Annotated in this window: 18 protein-coding genes; 13 read left to right on the plus strand and 5 right to left on the minus strand. The window is 48.4% G+C overall.

The features are described from left to right. Nucleotides 1-129: 129 nt before the first annotated feature. Genes GT003_RS28765 through GT003_RS28775 form a run of 3 tightly spaced genes read left to right on the plus strand, consistent with a single transcriptional unit; the run spans nucleotide 130 to nucleotide 5,290 of the window. Nucleotides 130-1,791 (plus strand): type 2 periplasmic-binding domain-containing protein, encoded by a 1,662-nt coding sequence (locus tag GT003_RS28765; protein ID WP_161704596.1) that lies wholly within the window; start codon nucleotides 130-132, stop codon nucleotides 1,789-1,791. A gap of 33 nt (nucleotides 1,792-1,824) precedes the next feature. Beyond that, a complete protein-coding gene (locus GT003_RS28770) occupies nucleotides 1,825-3,729 on the plus strand; it encodes a sensor histidine kinase (protein WP_161704485.1) in 1,905 nt (634 codons plus the stop codon). Further along, nucleotides 3,722-5,290, plus strand: a complete 1,569-nt coding sequence (locus GT003_RS28775) for a response regulator (RefSeq protein WP_161704487.1) — start codon at nucleotides 3,722-3,724, stop codon at nucleotides 5,288-5,290. Before GT003_RS28770 ends, GT003_RS28775 begins: the two co-directional genes overlap by 8 nt. Before the next feature lie 56 nt (nucleotides 5,291-5,346). On the opposite strand, the gene GT003_RS28780 is transcribed toward GT003_RS28775, so the two are convergent. After that, nucleotides 5,347-5,985: a hydrolase gene (locus GT003_RS28780; RefSeq protein WP_161704489.1), complete on the minus strand. Its 639-nt coding sequence runs from the start codon at nucleotides 5,983-5,985 to the stop codon at nucleotides 5,347-5,349. Between the two features lie 294 nt (nucleotides 5,986-6,279). Between GT003_RS28780 and GT003_RS28785 the strand changes: the two genes are divergently transcribed. From GT003_RS28785 to GT003_RS28810, 6 genes are all read left to right on the plus strand, one after another. Next, entirely contained in the window at nucleotides 6,280-6,441 is a 162-nt protein-coding gene (locus tag GT003_RS28785) for a XapX domain-containing protein (protein WP_239566158.1), read from the plus strand. 28 nt (nucleotides 6,442-6,469) lie between these two features. After that, nucleotides 6,470-8,311 carry an amidohydrolase gene (locus tag GT003_RS28790; protein ID WP_161704493.1) on the plus strand — a complete coding sequence of 614 codons (1,842 nt, stop codon included), beginning with the start codon at nucleotides 6,470-6,472 and terminating at the stop codon, nucleotides 8,309-8,311. Between the two features lie 69 nt (nucleotides 8,312-8,380). Next, nucleotides 8,381-9,328, plus strand: a complete 948-nt coding sequence (locus GT003_RS28795; RefSeq protein WP_161704495.1) for a ring-cleaving dioxygenase — start codon at nucleotides 8,381-8,383, stop codon at nucleotides 9,326-9,328. Beyond that, nucleotides 9,328-9,963 (plus strand): alpha/beta hydrolase, encoded by a 636-nt coding sequence (locus GT003_RS28800; protein WP_161704497.1) that lies wholly within the window; start codon nucleotides 9,328-9,330, stop codon nucleotides 9,961-9,963. Before GT003_RS28795 ends, GT003_RS28800 begins: the two co-directional genes overlap by 1 nt. Before the next feature lie 31 nt (nucleotides 9,964-9,994). Beyond that, complete coding sequence (locus tag GT003_RS28805; protein ID WP_161704499.1) at nucleotides 9,995-10,237, plus strand: DUF896 domain-containing protein; 243 nt, start codon at nucleotides 9,995-9,997, stop codon at nucleotides 10,235-10,237. A 172-nt stretch (nucleotides 10,238-10,409) separates the two neighbouring features. Continuing rightward, nucleotides 10,410-11,294 carry a type I glyceraldehyde-3-phosphate dehydrogenase gene (locus GT003_RS28810; protein ID WP_239566150.1) on the plus strand — a complete coding sequence of 295 codons (885 nt, stop codon included), beginning with the start codon at nucleotides 10,410-10,412 and terminating at the stop codon, nucleotides 11,292-11,294. A gap of 269 nt (nucleotides 11,295-11,563) precedes the next feature. Here the strand turns inward: GT003_RS28810 and GT003_RS28815 are convergent, their stop codons facing one another. Beyond that, on the minus strand, nucleotides 11,564-12,781 hold the full coding sequence (locus tag GT003_RS28815; RefSeq protein WP_161704501.1) for an MFS transporter: 1,218 nt from the start codon (nucleotides 12,779-12,781) through the stop codon (nucleotides 11,564-11,566). Further along, entirely contained in the window at nucleotides 12,778-13,200 is a 423-nt protein-coding gene (locus GT003_RS28820; protein ID WP_161704503.1) for a hypothetical protein, read from the minus strand. Before GT003_RS28820 ends, GT003_RS28815 begins: the two co-directional genes overlap by 4 nt. 203 nt (nucleotides 13,201-13,403) lie before the next feature. Between GT003_RS28820 and GT003_RS28825 the strand changes: the two genes are divergently transcribed. The 4 genes from GT003_RS28825 (at nucleotide 13,404) to GT003_RS32750 (ending at nucleotide 16,708) form a co-directional block, all read left to right on the plus strand. Further along, nucleotides 13,404-13,841: a ferritin-like domain-containing protein gene (locus tag GT003_RS28825; RefSeq protein ID WP_161704506.1), complete on the plus strand. Its 438-nt coding sequence runs from the start codon at nucleotides 13,404-13,406 to the stop codon at nucleotides 13,839-13,841. A 304-nt stretch (nucleotides 13,842-14,145) separates the two neighbouring features. Continuing rightward, complete coding sequence (locus GT003_RS28830; protein WP_161704508.1) at nucleotides 14,146-14,982, plus strand: alpha/beta fold hydrolase; 837 nt, start codon at nucleotides 14,146-14,148, stop codon at nucleotides 14,980-14,982. Between the two features lie 116 nt (nucleotides 14,983-15,098). Continuing rightward, nucleotides 15,099-16,559 carry a catalase gene (locus tag GT003_RS28835; RefSeq protein WP_161704510.1) on the plus strand — a complete coding sequence of 487 codons (1,461 nt, stop codon included), beginning with the start codon at nucleotides 15,099-15,101 and terminating at the stop codon, nucleotides 16,557-16,559. Between the two features lie 38 nt (nucleotides 16,560-16,597). Then, a complete protein-coding gene (locus GT003_RS32750; protein WP_338046036.1) occupies nucleotides 16,598-16,708 on the plus strand; it encodes a GNAT family protein in 111 nt (36 codons plus the stop codon). A gap of 435 nt (nucleotides 16,709-17,143) precedes the next feature. On the opposite strand, the gene GT003_RS28845 is transcribed toward GT003_RS32750, so the two are convergent. Further along, on the minus strand, nucleotides 17,144-17,764 hold the full coding sequence (locus GT003_RS28845; RefSeq protein WP_161704598.1) for a DUF7507 domain-containing protein: 621 nt from the start codon (nucleotides 17,762-17,764) through the stop codon (nucleotides 17,144-17,146). Next, nucleotides 17,680-19,143: a DUF7507 domain-containing protein gene (locus tag GT003_RS28850; RefSeq protein WP_161704512.1), complete on the minus strand. Its 1,464-nt coding sequence runs from the start codon at nucleotides 19,141-19,143 to the stop codon at nucleotides 17,680-17,682. Before GT003_RS28850 ends, GT003_RS28845 begins: the two co-directional genes overlap by 85 nt. Nucleotides 19,144-19,446 lie beyond the last annotated feature (303 nt).

The following is a 19,446-nucleotide window of genomic DNA, read 5'->3' on the forward strand; positions in this document are numbered from 1 at the left end:
TTAGAGCTATCAAGCTGGCTTATATGGTATTTTATTCCATAGATTGTATATTATGCTTATAACAACACGTACGAGGGAGAATTATGAATGATTAACATGCATAAGTTAGCAATGCTATTATTAGCTACGATGACATGCTGGACATTAACAGCTTGTTCCGGGAACACGGGCACGTCAAGCGGTGACACGCCTGAAAATGATTCGAGGTCCAATGACAGAGTCGCGAAGGCAACCGTTTCTCGAACGGAGCCTTCTTCCAAGGATGAGCCTGCTTGGAAATCGGATACGACACCGATAACGTTCGACTGGTATATCAATTTCGATTGGTTTACCAGCAAGTGGGGAGGAAACACCGTTTCGGACTACATAACGAAGAAGACGGGCGTCAGCTTGAATTTTATCGTACCTGCCGGCGACGCCGGCGAGAGACTCAATACCATGATGGCCGCAAAGGCACTCCCTGATTTCATCACGCTAGGCTGGTACGAGGACTCCGTGCTGAAGATGATCAAGGACGACATGGTCCTTCCATTGAATAAGCTGGCGGACCAGTACGATCCTTATTTCTTTAAAGTGGCAGACCCCACAAAGTTGAGCTGGTATACGCAGGCCGACGGAAATGTATACGGCTACCCGAACGCGTCATCATCGCCTGCGGATTACCAAAAATACGGCCAGCTTTATACGTCTAATCAGACCCTTGTTGTTCGGAAAGATATGTATGAAGCGCTTGGAAAGCCGGATATGAGCACGCCGGAGGGGTTTCTCGGCGCATTGAAGGCCGCGAAGAAGAAGTTTCCGGAAGTAGGCGGGCAGCCGCTCATTCCGATCGGCCTGCATGAATTTACGGAAACCGGCAACTATTCGCTGGATGCTTATCTTCAAAACTTTTTAGCCATTCCGCAGCAAAAAAACGGCCAGCTTTACGACCGTCGAAGCGACCCGACTTATTTGAAATGGCTGAAAATGTTTCGCCAAGCGAACGAGGACGGGCTGATGCCGACAAATGTTTATATCGATGAAAAACGACTCGAGAAGGATGAGAAAATAGCGCAAGGGCGTTATTTCGCGATGTTATATCAATGGTCCGATTTTACGGAGATTAACCAGGCTTTGTACCAAAAGGATCCGAATAAAGTGTATATCGCAATCGATGGTCCGGCGAATGATGCGCATGAGGCGCCGACGCTTGCGGGAAATGGCATTTCGGGTTGGACGGTCACGCTTATCTCGAAGAACGTCAAGGATAAGAAACGGGCACTTGCCTTCCTCAGCTATTTGCTCAGCGAAGAGGGAAACAAAGATCTGTTCTTGGGAGAAAAGGGCGTGACTTACGATACGATAAATGGTAAAGATCAGTTTCTGCCTGAGGTCAAGCATTTACTTACCACCGACCGTCAAGCCTTTAATAACAAATATGGTGCATCCTATATGTATTGGATGCTCATGGATACGAACATGAACCTAGCATGGCAGACCGGAATGGAGGCTGAGCCCGCCAAACAAATTGCCGATTGGACGAAAGGGAAGACGATCAGCATGTCCGAGTTCGATAACTTGGATCTGGATCCGACGTCGAAGGAAGGTATAGCGGAAGACAAAAACGTGCGGCTGTGGGCCGAGACGCTGCCAAAACTGCTGATGTCCAAATCGGATGCTGAATTTGACAAATTGTTCTCCGAGTACATGAACGCCATAAAAAAAGCTCCCGAGTATGAAGCCATTCTCTCGAAGCGACAAGAAGCTTATGAACAAAACGTAAAGAAGCTGGAGTCGGTGTTCGCTCCATAGAACTTGAGTACGCAGCAGGATGTGAAGCAGGAAATGGGATTTGCGGTTATCCGATGGTTTTTAAGGATACGTGCATTTACGTATAAACTTTCGCTTCAAGTCAAACTGATTTTGTCATTTATGATCGTTATCTTTATACCGGTTATTCTTTTCTCCTGGTATGCGCTTAATGAAGAGTCCGCCAAGGCTATGAAAGAATTGACGAAGAACAACGAGAATGTATTGGCGGTCGAGAAGGCGAACATTGACAATAGCATGGAGCTGATGGGCTGGACCGGTCAGCTTGCGTTATCCAATCGGAATATGAACAATTATTTGCAAGTCGATACGATTCAAGATGCAGCCCATGTTCTTCATATTAAGAGTGATGTGGTAAACAGTTTTCAATACTTTCTGTTTAACAATCCACGTATCGAGAATGTCCGGTTGTTCACGGACAACCAGTATGTGAATGAGATTTGGCCGATTATCCTACAGGAATCGCGTATTCAAAACAAGCCCTGGCATGATGGAGTAACAAAGCAGAGAGGTTTGCCGCTATGGGAAATCGATACGGATGACATCGTTCCTACCGGTTTGCCGTCCGAACCATCGTCGAATGAGCCCGTCATCATGTATCTGCAGGAATTTAAATATCCGGATAACGTAACGCATAACGGAACTTTAGAGATATCGATGAAGCTGTCGAATTTCTTCTCTCAGACGTTCAGCAGCGTGCAGAATGCGAATTCTCAGCTAATCGTAATAGCAAAGAACGGACAAGTCATGAGTTTGGCGTCTTCACCTGTGTTTAAGCAGCACAGCATGGAGCAATTGATGAACAACGTGAAGCTGACGAATAACACGTTAGATGAGAAGGTACAGTTTAAAGTTGACGGAAAGTCCTACCTGGCACTTCAAATGTATATTCCATCGATAGACGTACATCTAGTTAATATGGTTAGCCTTGAAGACACGATGGTCGGCATTCACCATTCGAGAGTTCGATATATTGTACTTATTCTGTTATTAGCGGCATTTCTCGTGCTGCTGTCTTATTCGATGCAGGCCATGATTTTGCGTAGGCTTAACGCTTTAAAAGAATCGATGGATCAGGTAAGAAGCGGTAACTTTGACATCGTATTGCCGCCGATAACCGGCACCGATGAGGTAGGGCAGCTGGGCTTTCATTACTACAAACTCATTCTGAAGATCAACGAGCTCATTCAAGAGCAAGCGGCTAGGCAAGCTGCAGGCAAAGAAGCCGAACTTCGAGCGATGAAGAATCAAATCGATTCGCACTTTCTTTACAATACGCTAGAGAATGTAAAGATGCTTGCAGAGATCGAAGGCCAATTCCTTATATCGGACATTATGACGTCGCTGGGCGGCATGATGCGGTATTCGATGGAGTGGAAGCAGGACCATGTGATGCTCAGCGACGAGATTCAGCACGTGCAGCATTATATTTCCGTCATGAATATCCGTTATGATGGAAGACTTGATCTCCGATTGTCGATTGCGCCGGAATGCCTCCCGCAGGAATCGCTCAAAATGTCGCTGCAGCCCGCAGTCGAGAATGCAATCAAGCATGGGATGAGTCGTATGCATTCTAGGGACGGGAATCTTGTTATTACAATCTCCGCAGTCCAATGCGATCAAACTTGCGTTATAGAGATCACCGACAGCGGTTGCGGCATATCAATAGAGAAGTTGGACTTATTGAATCGGATGCTCCGGATGGAAGAGTCCTCTTACCAAGATGCCCGGATCTTATTCGTACACAAAGATAACCCCGATAGCAATGGAATCGGTCTGCGTAATGTCGATCAACGCTTAGTCATGAGCTACGGGACCGAGTATGGGATACAGATCGAGAGTCAGGAAGGAAGCTATACACGCATAATAATGACGCTGCCTAATCGGGTCATGGGAGGGGAATTGGACAACTATGATTAACTTGCTGATTGTCGACGACGAGAAAATTATTCGCAAGGGCTTGCACTCGGTGATCGAGAGGCAGTTTCCATGTCTGTTCAATTACCGCTTCGCAGAGAATGGACAAGAGGCGTTGGAAATCCTGAGCCAGGAGCCGGCGGATATTATGTTCATCGATATCCGAATGCCCATTATGGATGGGCTTGAATTGCTCGAGCAATTGCAAGAGCATGCCGTAAGGCCCGAGATTGTCTTGCTCTCCGGCTATAATCAATTCGTATATGCGCAGAAAGCGATTCGCTACAGCGTGAAGGATTATCTCGTGAAGCCTGTGGTACGCGAAGAATTGTTTGCTGTCCTGGAGCGATTAATAAGGGATATCAGGATGAGAGAAGACGAAGCAGACAAGGCGAGCGAAAATGCAAGCCTTGTTGCTGCCGAGCTCGTTACCCAGCATTTGACCCAAAGGGTCCTGGGCGATGCGATAACGCAAGACAAACTTGAGCAATTCGGCGTGGGCTGGTTGGACGCAAGATATACGGTGGGCTTGATTACGCGGCGCGGCGCGGCATCCGAGACTATTAGTACCGCCGCTTCTTCTTCTCTCAGGATTCAGATTTCGGAGCTGTTACAAGGACATGTGGATTGGATGCTCACGCATGACGGTGAAGGCGGAACGATTTTGATCGCGCACGATCCAGGCCTATTCCACCACCTGGCAGAAGCGTGGAGATCGAGTCTATTGGAAGCGAGACTGAGAATCACGGTAAGCGAGTCGGTTCAAGGCATAGAGCAGATCAGGTGGGCGTACAGCCAAGCGAAACAAACCTTGAAATATAGCATCGTGCTTCCAGAGCTCGACGTACTGGCTTATGCCAGCATAAGCGAGCGTAATGAGCGGCATGTCGTCCCCGTGGAATTAATCGGGCGCTTATTGAACCTCATCGGCTTGGGACGCGGGGATGAAATCAAGCAGCTTCTTGATCAAATCCTCGATGCCCGCCTGATTAGCAGCTGCGAGATCGGCTATCTGGAACGCATTAGCCAGCTACTGAACGAGGAGCTGTTCGACAAGCTGTTTCGCATCTACGGGTATAAGGTACTCGACATATTGAGTATGCACGCCCGTGTCGGTCACATTGGGAACTTCGATCGATTCGAAGCGTATTACAGCGCAATCGAGCAGCTTCTCGACCGTCTGGATCGGTTTATTCAAGATCAGAGGGAGCAGGCGCCAACCGATCAAAGTACAATGCAAAAAGTTATCGCCTATTTGCAGGAGCATTATACCGACGATCTAAATATGGCGGTCGTGTCTAACCATTTTTCGCTTAATTACTCTTATTTCAGCCATGCCTTTCAAGAATACAGCGGCGAGAGCTTCTCGAATTATGTTCGTCGGTTAAGGTTGGACAAGGCTAAGGAGTTGTTGGTGCATTCCGAATTGAAGGTTTACGAAATCAGTGAACACGTCGGATTCGAGAACGTCAAGCATTTCTCGAGAAGATTCAAGGAAGCCGAAGGCATTACACCGTTGGAATACCGAAGCCAGCGGAGACGATTCGAAACGCAAGTGCTGTGACAAAAAGCGACATTTCCCCCTTATATGCGGGGTGAATGTCGCTTTTTATCTATCTATTATCCGCCATGCCCGCCGAACATCGATTGCGCATAAAAAATGCCCGAACCGTAAGCGCCGGTATTTTGAAGCGCTACGCTCATCACCGCATCATAGGTTTCTTGACGGGCCCAGTCGCGCTGGTATTCGAGCAGGACGGAGATCCAGGTCACTGGAATAGCGCCGGCTTGGATCATGCGCTGCACGGCCATGTCATGGGCTTCCGTCGTCGTTCCTCCGGAAGCGTCCGTCACGATATAGACTTCGTATCCGTCTTTAATCGCCGAAATCGTCGGGAATGCCAGACAAACCTCCGTCCATAAAGCGGCCATAATGAGTTTTTTTCTGCCTGTTTCTTTTACGGCCTTTAAGAAATTTTCGTCCTCCCACGAGTTCATCGACGTACGATCGATCGGTTGTTGATCGGGAAATACCTCTTGAATGTGCGGGTGAAGCGGTCCGGAGAAGGATTCGGCTGCAACGGTCGTCAGAATGATCGGGGCATTGAATACTTTGGCTGTCTTCGCCAAGCCCACCGTGTTGTTAATGATCGTTTGGCGATCGGCGCTTTGCGTGCCGAACAACATCTGAGGCTGATGATCGATAAGAATAATCGCCGAGTTTTCCGGTGTAAGCAAATCCTGATTTTCTTTAAACATATTCTAGTCCCTACTCTCGTTCGTTTTTTTGATACAACAGCAACAGTAAAGCATCTAAGTTGCTACGGCCTGTTCCGTTGTATGTCATTCATACTAGAAAAAGATAGAAGCTCAATCAATTCCGTTTTTTCTATACGAACCATAGCAAGAAGTTATAGCGATTGCGGCAGCCGATACGTATAAGCGTTCATTATAAGAGGTATAGATAGCGCCTTATTGATGGTATATGGAGCCGTTTAATAAAATGGCATTATCCATTCACCGGCAAGGAGGTGTTTCAGCATGTGGGGATCCATGTTTTTGGCATTGGGGACGGGGATTATAATCGGAATCGTGTTCCAGACGCTTCGCATACCATCTCCGGCGCCGCCATTCTTGGGTTTGCTAGGTTTAGCGGGCATGTTTTTAGGACAGCGATTAATTCCATGGATCAAGCTTTGGTTATCGAGCAAGTAATACGGTCGAACATAAAGGAGACGATACGATGTCCGAGCATACGAGCGTTACAGAGGCAGAATTGATCATTTATAATGCGAACGTCATTACCATGGATGAGGCCAATCCAGCGGCTTCGGCAGTAGCGATCAAAGACGGCCGGTTCCTGGCCGTCGGCGAAGAAGCAGAGGTATTGAAACATAAGGGGACGGCGACCCGCGTCGTGGACGGTCATAAACGAATGCTGATTCCGGGCTTGAACGACTCTCATATCCACCTCATTCGCGGCGGGCTGAATTACAATTTGGAGCTTCGCTGGGACGGGGTTCCGTCAGTGGCTGATGCGCTACGGATGTTAAAGGCTCAAGTCGATCGCACGCCGGCGCCGCACTGGGTCAGGGTTGTCGGCGGTTGGACGGAGTTTCAATTCAAGGAACGCAGAATGCCGACGCTGGACGAAATTAACCGCATTGCGCCGGATACGCCGGTGTTTATTCTTAATTTATATCGGCAAGCGTTCTTGAATAAAGCCGCGCTCAGGGTTGTCGGTTATACGAAAGACACGCCGAATCCTCCAGGCGGCGAGATCCAGCGGGACAGCAAAGGCAATCCGACAGGGATGCTGATCGCAAGGCCGAATGCTACGATCCTGTACGCCACCCTGGCTCGAGGTCCGAAACTCGGCTATGAAGATCAATTGAATTCCACGCGTTTGTTTATGCGCGAGTTGAATCGTTTCGGCGTTACAAGCGTGATTGATGCTGGCGGAGGTTTCCAAAATTACCCCGACGACTATCAAGTATTCGAGGAATTAGACCGTCGAGGTGAAATCACCGTACGCACGGCCTACAATCTGTTTACGCAGCACCCGAATAACGAGCTGGCCGATTTTCAAAAATGGACAGCCTCATCGGTTCCTTACACGGGAAGTCCGTTTTACAGGCACAACGGAGCGGGTGAAATGCTCGTATACAGCGCGGCAGATTTTGAGGATTTCGTCGAACCTCGACCGGAGCTGCCGGCAGTATTGGAAAATGATCTGTATGGCGTTACGCAGCATCTTGTTCAACAGCGTTGGCCATTTCGGCTGCATGCTACTTATGGAGAGTCGATATCCCGATTTTTGGACGTATTCGAGCGTGTCAATAAAGAGGTGCCTTTTAAAGACTTACGCTGGATTTTGGATCATGCCGAGACGATTCATGAGCGAGACTTGGAACGCGTCGTAGCATTGGGCGGATCCATAGCCGTTCAAAGCCGCATGGCGTTCCAAGGGGAATATTTTGTAGACCGTTACGGTGCCGAGGCGGCAGAGAATGCACCTCCGATTACCAAAATGCTTACGGCTGGCTTGCGCGTAGGAGTCGGAACGGACGCGACACGGGTGGCCAGTTACAATCCATGGGTAGCCTTGTATTGGCTCGTGACAGGGAAAACACTTGGCGGCCTTTCTTTGTACCCGGCTTCTAACCGTGTTGGGCGTCACGAAGCACTTCGTATGTATACAGCGGGAAATGCATGGTTTTCAAAGGAAGAGGATGTCAAAGGACAAATTAAGACCGGGTACTACGCTGACCTGTCGTTGCTTTCGGACAACTTCTTAAACGTCCCGGAGGAGGACATAAAAAAGATCGAATCGGTATTCACTGTCGTGGGAGGGAAGATCGTCTATGGTACCGGCGAGTTCCAGCATTTATCACCTCCGGCTCCTAAAGCAAGCCCTGACTGGTCCCCGCATAACTTCTTCGGCGGGTATTACAAATCGCCTATTTACGGAGGCGGCAATGGCCAGCCTATTTCACATCAAGAGCATCATCACCATCATCACCATCAGGGATGCAATCACCATCATGGCGGCGGTTTCTGCGACTTGGATTGTTTTGTATTCTAAAACCGTCAGGCTGCCGTTCGTAGGCAGCCTTTCATGTATCTGTACGTACTATCATTTGGAGGTTTAATAATGGCTAAAAAAACCGCAGGCATTCATCACATCACATCGTTTGTCAGTAATCCGCAGATTAATGTCGATTTCTACGCAGGGGTACTAGGGCTTCGCCTCGTAAAGAAGACGATTAACTTCGACGCTCAAAAGGTTTATCATCTTTATTTCGGAAACGAGGTAGGGAGTCCCGGAACCGCCATGACCTTCTTTCCTTCCGAAGGAGCGCGTCGCGGCAATGTCGGAGGAGGCCAAGTCGGATTTACGACTTTCGTCGTTCCGAATGGAGCACTGACGTTTTGGGAAGAGCGGCTGGTTAAACTCGGCGTCGAATTCAAGCACGCGCATCGTTTTAATGAAACCTTCTTGCAGTTCAATGATAAGGACGGGTTGCAGCTTGAGATCGTAGAGAGAGAGGGCGGACCATTAAGCAAATGGGCTTTCGGAGGTGTCCCTGCGGATAAAGCGATCAAAGGTTTCGGAGGAGCCATTCTGTACAGTATAGCTCCGGATCAAACCCAAGATACCCTGAAAAACGTTTTGGGTTTGGAAAAGATCGGCGAGGAGGGCGGCCTGGTACGGTATCGTTCCTCTGGCGATCTTGGAAACATCATTGACATCAATGCTGAACCGATGGCATGGGGAATCGCGGGAGCAGGTACCGTTCATCATATTGCATGGCGGGCCCAGAATGATGAAGATCATGTAAATTGGCGTGAACATGTTGCGCAACATGGTTTTCAAGTGACATCCATCATTGACCGTCAGTATTTTCATGCCATCTACTTCCGAGAACATGGCGGTATCTTGTTTGAAGTCGCCACGGACACCCCAGGATTTGTAACGGATGAACCGTTTGAAAGCCTGGGAGAAAAGCTTCAACTTCCGCCATGGCTCGAGTCGAAGCGAGACGTTGTCGAGGGAAATCTCCTCCCGGTCACGGTTCGGGTATTGGAGGACGATAAGTAATGAAGCATATTTACCAAGCAGGTTCCGATCCTGATGCGCCGGTATTGCTGCTCTTGCACGGTACGGGAGGGACGGAAAAGGATCTGCTTCCATTGGCGCCGCTCATTGATGCAGGCGCTTCTGTGCTCAGCGTGCGAGGGAATGTAAGCGAGAACGGAATGACAAGGTTTTTCCGGAGGATTTCGGAAGGGATCTTCGATGAGGAAGATCTGAAATTCCGATCTAGGGAATTAAACGAATACCTCGATGAAGCTGCGGGAATGTATTCGTTCGACCGACGGAAAGTCATCGCGGTGGGATACTCCAACGGAGCGAATATAGCCGCAAGTTTACTGTTCCATTTCAATCATTCCTTGATGGGAGCCATTCTTCATCATCCGATGGTGCCGTTACGGGGGATACGACTGCCGGATTTGACTGGAATTCCGGTCTTTATCGGTGCCGGTACGAATGACCCGATTTGCTCTTCCCTAGAAACTGAAGAATTGTCTTCGCTCTTAGAAGGTGGCGGCGCGGGGGTAAAGGTTCACTGGGAGCATTCCGGTCACCAGCTGACGATGGCCGAAGTACAAGCTGCGGCTGCATGGTACAATGATACGTTTCATGCAATGCGGCGTCAGGATGGTCTCGACTGATCCTTTACGCCGATCTATAGGAGGATACTTTATGATTTCGATCCTAGCTCGAATTAACGAGTTGAGCAGAAAACAACACATCATTGGCTTGTCCGTGGAGGAAGAGCAAGAGCAGACAGCGTTGAGACAGGATTATTTAAAGATTATTCGCGGCCAATTACGATCTACGCTATTGAGCGTGTCTGTTGTAGACGCGGATGGCAATGATGTCACTCCGGAGAAACTGACGCATGAAAAAGAAATCAATTACAAGGATAATGATGGAAAATATTAATCCATCCCTAACTTTAAGCGTAATTAATAAGTTTCACAACACAGGAGGATACCATGGGGAAAATCGCTATATATGGTTTCGGTCGAATTGGAAGACAATTGCTTCGCGCGGCCTTGCAAAACGGTTTATTCGTTCCTTATTCAATCTCGGATAAATTAAAGATGAAGCCGCCTTGGCCGCGTTGTACGAGGTTGACACAAACTATAAGCGTTGGCATGAGCCTGTTCAAGGGGACGAGGGATGCATTACAATCGGTGACCGACAAATCCGCTACTTGAATGCCGCGAAGGAAATTCCAAACTGGGGGGAGCTCGGCGTCGACCTTGTCATTGATTGCACGGGCCGTGCGGTTACGCGTTCCATTGCGCAGCTTCATCTCGACCGGGGGGCTAACCGGGTGCTGGTGAGCGGACCAAGCAAGAGCTTGGAAGATTGCGATGCTGTTCTCCTGAAAGGGATTAACCTGACCAGCTTCGATTCGAAAAAGCATAAAATTATCAGCATGGCCAGTTGTACGACCAATGCATTGGCTGCTGTTGTCAAATTGGTCCAAGAGAATTACGGGATCAAATACGGGCTGTTCTCTACCGTCCATTCGTATATGAATACGCAATCGTTGACGGATCAGCCGATGAAAGACCGCAGGGATTCATGGGCAGCGGCAGAGAACATTATTCCTTCCTCTTCCGGAGCGGCCAAAGCACTCAAATTTATATGGCCAGATCTTCAAATCACTGGTAAGGCGTATCGAATCCCAACTCGCACCGGCAGTATCGCGGAGCTGAATCTGATTACGGAGAAAGCTTGCACGGTTCAGGATATAAACGATATGTTTCGCAAAGCGGCTCATGAAGGAGAGCTTAAAGGGGTTCTAGACGTATTAGAAGGGGAGTGGGCTTCGTCGCGTATTGTCGCGGATCCGCATTCTTCAATTATCGACCTTCCACTGACACAGGTGCAGGGAGAGCTCCTTTCCGTTGCAGCCTGGTACGATAATGAATGGGGTTATGCTTCGCGTCTAGCAGAAGTAGCTGCCTTTCTTACAAGAGAGCGTTAGGCGTAACAGGCGTAACTAATGGCATAAAACATGCGGTGGTAGCATCTCGAGCGTTACCGCTGCATGTTTTTTTGGTGTCGACAATAGCCTTCCAGCCTGGACTTCTTTGCCTCTGTAACCTTAATTAGACTGCAAATGGAAAGGGCATTCGCGGGTTCCAACCTTTCCATAACTCAAGTTCAGTCCTGCCGGCTATAGTCCATATAGCAAAAATAGAGCGCTCGCCATAGTAGGCAAGGACGCTCCATTTAAGGATTTATGGCAATCGATTATACCGAATGGGCCGGTTCCTGACCCTTCGTGCCGGAGGATTCCCGAAGAGGAATAAACAAAGGAACAATGGCGCTTATACAGAGTAATCCAACCAGGATTTCGAATGTAAACAGATGGCCTCCGATATCGACGAGATAGATCGAAAGCATCGGGCCAAGAGAAGCGCCTATAAATAACATGAACATGTGGAAAGAAACTGCAATCGCTCTAACCTCTCCCGCAAGCTGGCCGATCAATGAAATGAGAGCGGGGAGGGCAATGGCGACACCCGTTGTGAATATGACGCTCATAATGATTAGAAAGGCTAAGTTTTCCCAAACGCCCAATAATCCCAAGCCGATGGCAGCTAGAATCAATCCGCTCCACAACACGCTTTTGACCCCGTATTTCGCGACTAGTTTTCCGTCAAACGGAGAAATGAGCATTCCTATGATACCCGCTGCTCGAACCCAAAGAATATCCTCATGACTCAAATTAAATAGCGAGCTCGTTAAGTAACTGCCAAGTGTCGTGAAATAGCCAACGAGCGCGGTAAAAAGGATAGCGGAAATGATATAGCAAAGCGGGAGTCTCTTTTTTTGAAAGAGCATGCCTATTCGCGCAAGCGGGGCAAAGATGCTGCCTTGCGGCCGATCGGTTTTGTCGCTTGGAATCCCGAAGGCGATCATCAGAGAAGATAATAAATAGGCACCGAACAGAATATAGAACACATAGGACCAGTCAAACGTCAATACGATAAAACTGCTATAAATTTGTCCGACGATACTGGCCATAAGAAAAGCGGTACTTATAAAACCAATCATCGTTACTCTTCTATTTGTTGGAAACATCTCCATGGCATAGGCTAGCACGGAAGGCGGAAACATAGAAGCTGCCAAGCCTTGAAGGCAGCGTAAAGCGATAAGCCAAGAAAAGGCATGAACCGTCCCGATCAACAACGTTGTCAGGGTCAGAAGCAACAGCCCGGTCATCATCATTTTTTTCCGTCCAAAGCGATCGGAAAGTGCACCGAAGAGCAAGCCTCCACCTGCAAATGCAAACGAGAATGCACTGCCGGCCCAAGTGGCTTGGGAGGAAGAAACATGGAAAACTTCCGCGAATAATGAGATTAGAGGCAGGGTAACGTAGACAGCCGAAACGACAATCAATGAACACCAGAACAAGATCAACGTAACGAATGGATTAAGACTACTCTCTAATGCGGGGCGGTTCAATGTCTAACCTCCTTCGAGTCGCCGTTTCGTACGGGAACGACGAATTCCTCTTCGTTGATGTTCTTGAAAACATTGATACCGAAAATAAAAACGCCTGTGCCGGCAAGGGTTTCGCCCACGCGTTTCAGTATCGTGACCCATTCGTAAGTATAATCGTTCGCCATCATCGTAAGCATGATAAGCATGAGAGGAAGTCCAATCGCATGCAGCCAAAAATGCCATTTGGCCAGCGGAGACTCCGCGGCTTTTGGAAATCGCAGGTAAATCAGCCCGCAAATCGCCAAAGTCGCCCAGCCAAGAAGGTTGGCATGCGTATGCACGCTCGTTAACGCGAAGTTAAGAGAAATGCCCATGTAGATGCCGATGCAGATGCCAGCGACGATATAAACGACGGCCATTTTTAAAAATCTAATCCCCATGTAAATTCTCCTTTGCAAGTAATAAAGCCCATTTTATAAGCTGTTCATATTGCCATCAATATGGAATTAACTATAGCTCGTATAGCGTAAAGTTATAGGATTGCCGGATAAAATCTTTACTAAATTGGGGATATGCAAGCAATAAATGGGTGTGATATAGTGATCCCTGCAAAATCACTTACATTTTGGAAGGGGATTATTCTGTGTCTAGTCAATTGCCTGCATTGTTGAATACTCAAATTGCGAACTGGAATCTTTTGTTTACGAAATTACATAACTATCATTGGTATGTAAAAGGACCGCAGTTTTTTACGTTGCATGCGAAGTTCGAGGAACTGTACACGGAAGCAGCTCTTCATGTGGATAATTTGGCGGAGCGGCTGCTTGCATTGGATGGGAGCCCGGTTGCGACTTTGCATGAAGTGCTGGAAATTTCGACGGTCAAAGATGCCATTGGTCATGAAACGGCAGAAGCGATGGTACGCACCATTACGGATGATTTTGGCCGTATGGTGGTTGAACTTAAGGAAGGAATGCGTATTGCGGACGTTGAGGGAGATGAGACTACAGGGGACATGCTCTTGGCCATCCACAGCTCGCTCGAAAAGCATATTTGGATGCTGAAATCATTCCTAGGATAATCGCAATGGCGCAGGATCGTCTTAGCTAGTTTGTGAGGCGGGCAAGCATCTCTAAAAAAGAAAGGCCATCGGATTCGGACGTTTACCTCCACTCGGGTATTGTTCGAATTTGATGGTCTTTTTTGTTACGGCAGCTAAAAGCGGCGTAGCGAGGGGACTCGTACATATAGTTATTTATTATCGTTGATATAGAAAATTCATAAAATACAACCGGAATATAAAACGATATGATGAAGCAGCGATGCATTGCAAATACACCAAACCTGTTAAGACCATTTAGAACCATTCGAAAGGAAGTATGAACATGCCTAAAGTAATTGTAGGAACTGAAAACGGACAACCGGTTGAACTGCATTTTGAGGATCTTGGTTCAGGGAAGCCCGTCATTCTAATTCATGGTTGGCCGCTCAGTGGTCGCTCCTGGGAGAATCAAGTTCCGGCGCTCATTGAAGCGGGATACCGTGTCATTACCTATGACCGTCGCGGGTTTGGACAATCCTCTCAACCGTATAACGGTTACGATTACGATACGTTTGCTGCGGATCTTGATAAGTTGATCGAACATTTAAACCTGAACAATGTAACGCTGGTCGGTTTTTCGATGGGCGGAGGAGAAGTTGCCCGTTATGTTGGTACGTATGGAACAAGCCGCGTCCGAAAAGCCGTATTAGCCGGTGCGGTTACGCCCTTCTTTTACAAATCCGCGGAGCACTCGGAAGGCGGTTTAGATGAAGCGGGTATTCAAAGTTTCCAAGATGGCTTGAAAAAAGACCGGATTCAATTCCTTGACGATTTTACGCATAACTTCTTTCAAGCAGGGGAAAGAAGCGACTTGGTGAGCGAGTCCTTCCGTGCCTATAACTTTCATATCGCGTCTTTCGCTTCCCCAAAAGGAACGTTGGATTGCGTCGCTGCCTTCGGTCGAACCGACTTCCGCGGCGATCTGGCTAAATTCGATATTCCATTGCTTGTCATTCATGGCGATTCCGATGCGATTGTTCCGCTAGAAGTAAGCGGTCAGCTCTCGCACGAAGCGGTTAAAGGCAGTGTGCTTGTGGTCATCGAAGGTGGACCGCATGGCTTGAATGCCACTCACCCCGAACAATTCAATGAGGCTTTGATTAACTTCCTGAACAACTGATCTTTGGACGAAAGCCGGGACAGCCAGCTGAGAGCATGTCTCTTGAGCTGCCCGGCGTCTTTTTCATCCTTTCGTGCACTATGCAACGATCCTTACGATAGAAAAGGAGCTTTCCGATGAACAGACTCACCACGAATCAGGGCGTCCCGATTGGAGACAATCAAAATTCGAGAACTGCCGGACAGAACGGTCCGACGCTGCTCGATGATTACCAGCTGCTTGAGAAGTTGGCTCACTTCGATCGGGAACGCATCCCTGAGCGCGTTGTCCATGCCCGCGGCGCAGGAGCTCACGGAGTGTTTCGAACAGCGGCCAGCATGAAGCGCTGGACGAAAGCGAAATTCCTTCAAGATGAGGGAATCGAGACACCGGTATTCGTCCGTTTCTCCACCGTTATTCACGGACAGCATTCGCCTGAGACGCTTCGCGATCCGCGCGGGTTTTCTGTGAAGTTCTACACTACCGAGGGCAATTACGACTTCGTCGGTAATAATCTGCCGGTTTTCTTCATTCGCGATGCAATGAAATTTCCTGATATGGTCCATTCCCTGAAGCCGGATCCTAGAACGAATATCCAATCTGCTGATCGCTACTGGGATTTTATGTCTCTGACGCCGGAGTCAACGAATATGATGGTGCATGTGTTCTCCGACGAGGGCATTCCGGCCAATTATCGCGAGATGCGCGGATCCGGCGTACATGCCTTCAAGTGGATAAACGAGCACGGCAATCGCGTCTATACAAAGCTTCGTTGGGTGCCGAAGCAGGGCGTGCGCAACTTGAGCGCCGGGCAGGCTGCCGAGATTCAAGGTAAAGATTTCAATCATGCCTCGCGTGATCTGTTCGAAGCAATTGACCGCGGGGACTTTCCGGAATGGGATCTGTACGTGCAGATTCTCGACCCGGCCGATCTGGATGCCTTTGATTACTATCCGTTGGACCCGACGAAAGATTGGTTTGAAGAGGATATCCCTTACGTGCATATAGGTACGATGCAGCTAAACCGCAATCCCGATCATGTATTTTCCGAGACCGAGCAGGTCGGCTTTAATCCGGGTGTCGTCGTCCCAGGCATAGAACCATCCGAAGATAAGCTGCTGCAGGGCCGACTGTTCTCCTACTCCGATACGCAGCGATACCGAATTGGAGCGAATTATTTACAACTTCCCATCAACTGCCCGTTCGCGAAGGTAAGCAACAATCAACGCGACGGCGCTATGCAGCATGCTAACTTTAGCGGCTCCGTCAATTACGAGCCCAGTCGGCATACGGAATCCCCGCAGCAGGATCCCGTTTATATTGAGCTTCCTGTACCGTTGGAAGCAGGAGCTTCGACCGGACGCCAGCGTATTTTAAAAACGAACGATTTCGGTCAGGCTGGCCAAGTTTATCGTCGCTATTCACCTATTCAACAGGATATCCTTGTGGGCAACCTATCCACCGATCTGGCCCAGGTCGAGGCATCGACCCAACTGCGGGCGATCTGCAACTTCTACCGCGCCGATTCCGATCTCGGCATGCGGTTGTCGGTCGAGCTCGGCGTCGACCTGACGCCTTATCTCCAGCATCTTAGTTGATATATGGACGGTCTTATCCCGTAATTGCAGCCGCAAAGGTGGTTGAGTTTGAATTTGATGAACCTGAGTTGAATCGTGTATATGCTGCAGCCATGACTCGAAATCTTGCTTCGTATAAGGTTATGGAGGAATTCGGAATGAAGTATTAGGGGGGCGTAATCATTCTCGCAAGGGAGACGTCCATGAGGACTTGAGGTGCTATGGACTTCTGCGAAGGGGCGAGTATCGCTCCTTTTTTCTTTTTGCACGCTGTTCTACGTAGTCTCGGAGGCTTTTAGAGTTGCGGGTCTGTGCCCTCTTGTTTAACGCAATTCGGTACCCATGCAGTCTTGAGATCCCACGTATACATATGCCAGTAGTATAGGTTGCCGTATTCCATTTAGGAGATATAATAACAGCGCACCTGATGCGAATCGGTCTCGCTGAGACACGGCAAATGCATTGAAAGGACGCGAATTATAGAGAGTTAGTTCGAAAACACCTTAGTTTCTCGAGTAATTAAAAAGAGAGAAACTCGTCGTTTTGGTAAACGCAAGTTTCTCTTTACCAGTTTACAGGCAGAACAAAATCAGGCAGTTTCAAGATTATTCTTCTTCGTCCGGCAAAACAGTCAGATCTGCAAAGGCCGATATCGGTCCTGTTTGATCAGAGGTAACGATGGTCTCATTCCGAATGATACCTTCATTTGCTGCCTCCGGGATCTTGAACGGAATGGAGAGTGATCCAGATACGCCGGTGGCCAGTCCTCCACTTCGGAGTTGAACGATATTGAAACGACCCAAAATTGGATCATCGATAGTGACTGGCGACAACGGAACGTTACCGGTATTGGCGACTTCAATGAAGAAAGTAACTGTTTCTCCTGGTGTGGCTACAGAAGGCGAAACGTTTTTTTTGACGGCAAGCCCAGGTACAGGAAGCACTTTAACGGTTGCCGTAACTCGTTGCGGAGGCGTTTGATCCGAGAAGATGAGCAGCGTATTTACAATCTCGCTTCCAGCTCCAGCGTTGGTTGGAATGATGAACGGAAAAACGAATTCAATGCGAGCCCTTGCCGGCAGCAGTGTGACTATCTCTCGAATTCGTATGATGGTATCTATAAATCTCACGTTGGTGACATCTACATCTGAATCATTAATAATAACAATTCGATACAGTACCTGATCTCCCGGTTTCGCCGACGGTTTATCGACCGTTTTTTCCAAATCAAGTGTAACCTGAGCCGAGGGGATGGCGGAAGATCAGAGACAACCGTAAAGAACGCAGTATCTTCTGTTGTTGCCGTTTGGTCGGAAGTGGCTGTGACGATATTGGACACCACCAGGCCAGCAGGGGCTGTTGCCGGTACGTTTACCGTGACGTTAAAACGCCTGATTTCTCCGACTTCAAGCACCGGTATTATGTCATGGAGTGACAATAACCGATCGGTAACCTCGACATTGGTCAAGCGCACATCGCCGAGATTAACTACGCTAATCGTATAAGTGACACTCTGGCCCGGGCTTATCTCCGACTGATCCACTCGCTTGTCAATCGCTAGCGCGGGAGCGGGGATAATGCTAAGCAAGGCCGAATCAGAAGCGGTGACTGCGCCTCCGGAAGCCGTCCCTTCCGCAACGGCGATATTCGGAATTTGGGTACCGGGTACTGCGTCTTCATCAACCATGAATGGGATGTTGAGTGTTAATGATTCACCGGGATTTAAATCTCCTACCACTGCATCGAGTGCGAGTGCCGTATCGCTTAATCGTATTCCGGTCACAGGAACATCGCCAGTATTCGTCAGCAGCAATGTATACAGAACCGTTTCTCTTGGTCTAGCGGCAACAGGGAAGACTGATTTCTGCAAGCTAAGACCGACGGCTGACGGAATAATCCTGACCGTAAATTGATCTTGGGCTTCCGGCGTCTCGTTGCTCGTTACGGCTGCTATATTCCTTATCAGGCCGTTCTTGATAATACTTCCCTGTGCCAATGTCGAGAACGTGAACGAACGTTCTTCTCCGACCGCAAGAGTGAAAGGAGGAATGCTGAGTACGCTGAGCGAGTCTATGAGTATGACATTCGTAAGCGTAATATTGCCCGTATTACGAACTGAAATGGTATAGAGAATGGACTCCCCAATGCTTGCAACTGTCCTGTCCGCGGTTTTGTTAATGGCGATACCCGGTACAGAACTAACCGTAATCTCAGCTGTTGCGAAGGCCGAAATCTCATCGGTTCGAACGTCGACTCGATTCGGAATAACGGAGCCGCCGAGGGCGTCGAGCGGAACTGTGAAAGGCAGTGTAAATACGACTTCTTGCAATGAATCAAGAATTTGAACAGTTTCGCGAAGACCAATAAGCAAATCTTCGATAATTAGGTTGTGAAGCGGAACAGTACCCGAATTTACTACTCGGAACGTGTACACAACTTGTTCGCCAGGTGCAGCTTCGTTACGGTTGACTGTCTTAACTATATCAATATCCAAAATCGTATCAATTTGCAACCCGAATAAAGGTAACGCGTAGGATTCATCAAACGTCCTGAGTGATACAAAGGCGCTGCTTTGATTATTTGTCAGTAGACCGTCCAGACTCACATTCGTGATGTCCCAACCTTGTCTACCGCCTACGATTTGTCTACCCGGATCTCCGTTAACGGCATTTCGGTTACCAAACGTGCCCGAAGTGTCCAGAAGTCCGAAATCATTGTTGATTTGACTGGCGAAGAAATTGCCCGCAAAGTTGTTCGGTCCCGATAAGGCGGTTAGCGTTGAGGCGTTCGGCCCGAAGAAAACTTGATCACCACTTTGCCCGGAATCCCCGTCTATCGCGCTTATAAGAATTCTACCGCTTACCGCACCTGTACTTGGGTTAGAAATCCTTCAAGGATGGTGTTGGTA

Source organism: Paenibacillus sacheonensis (genome assembly GCF_009909195.1).
GTDB lineage: Bacteria > Bacillota > Bacilli > Paenibacillales > Paenibacillaceae > Paenibacillus_Z > Paenibacillus_Z sacheonensis.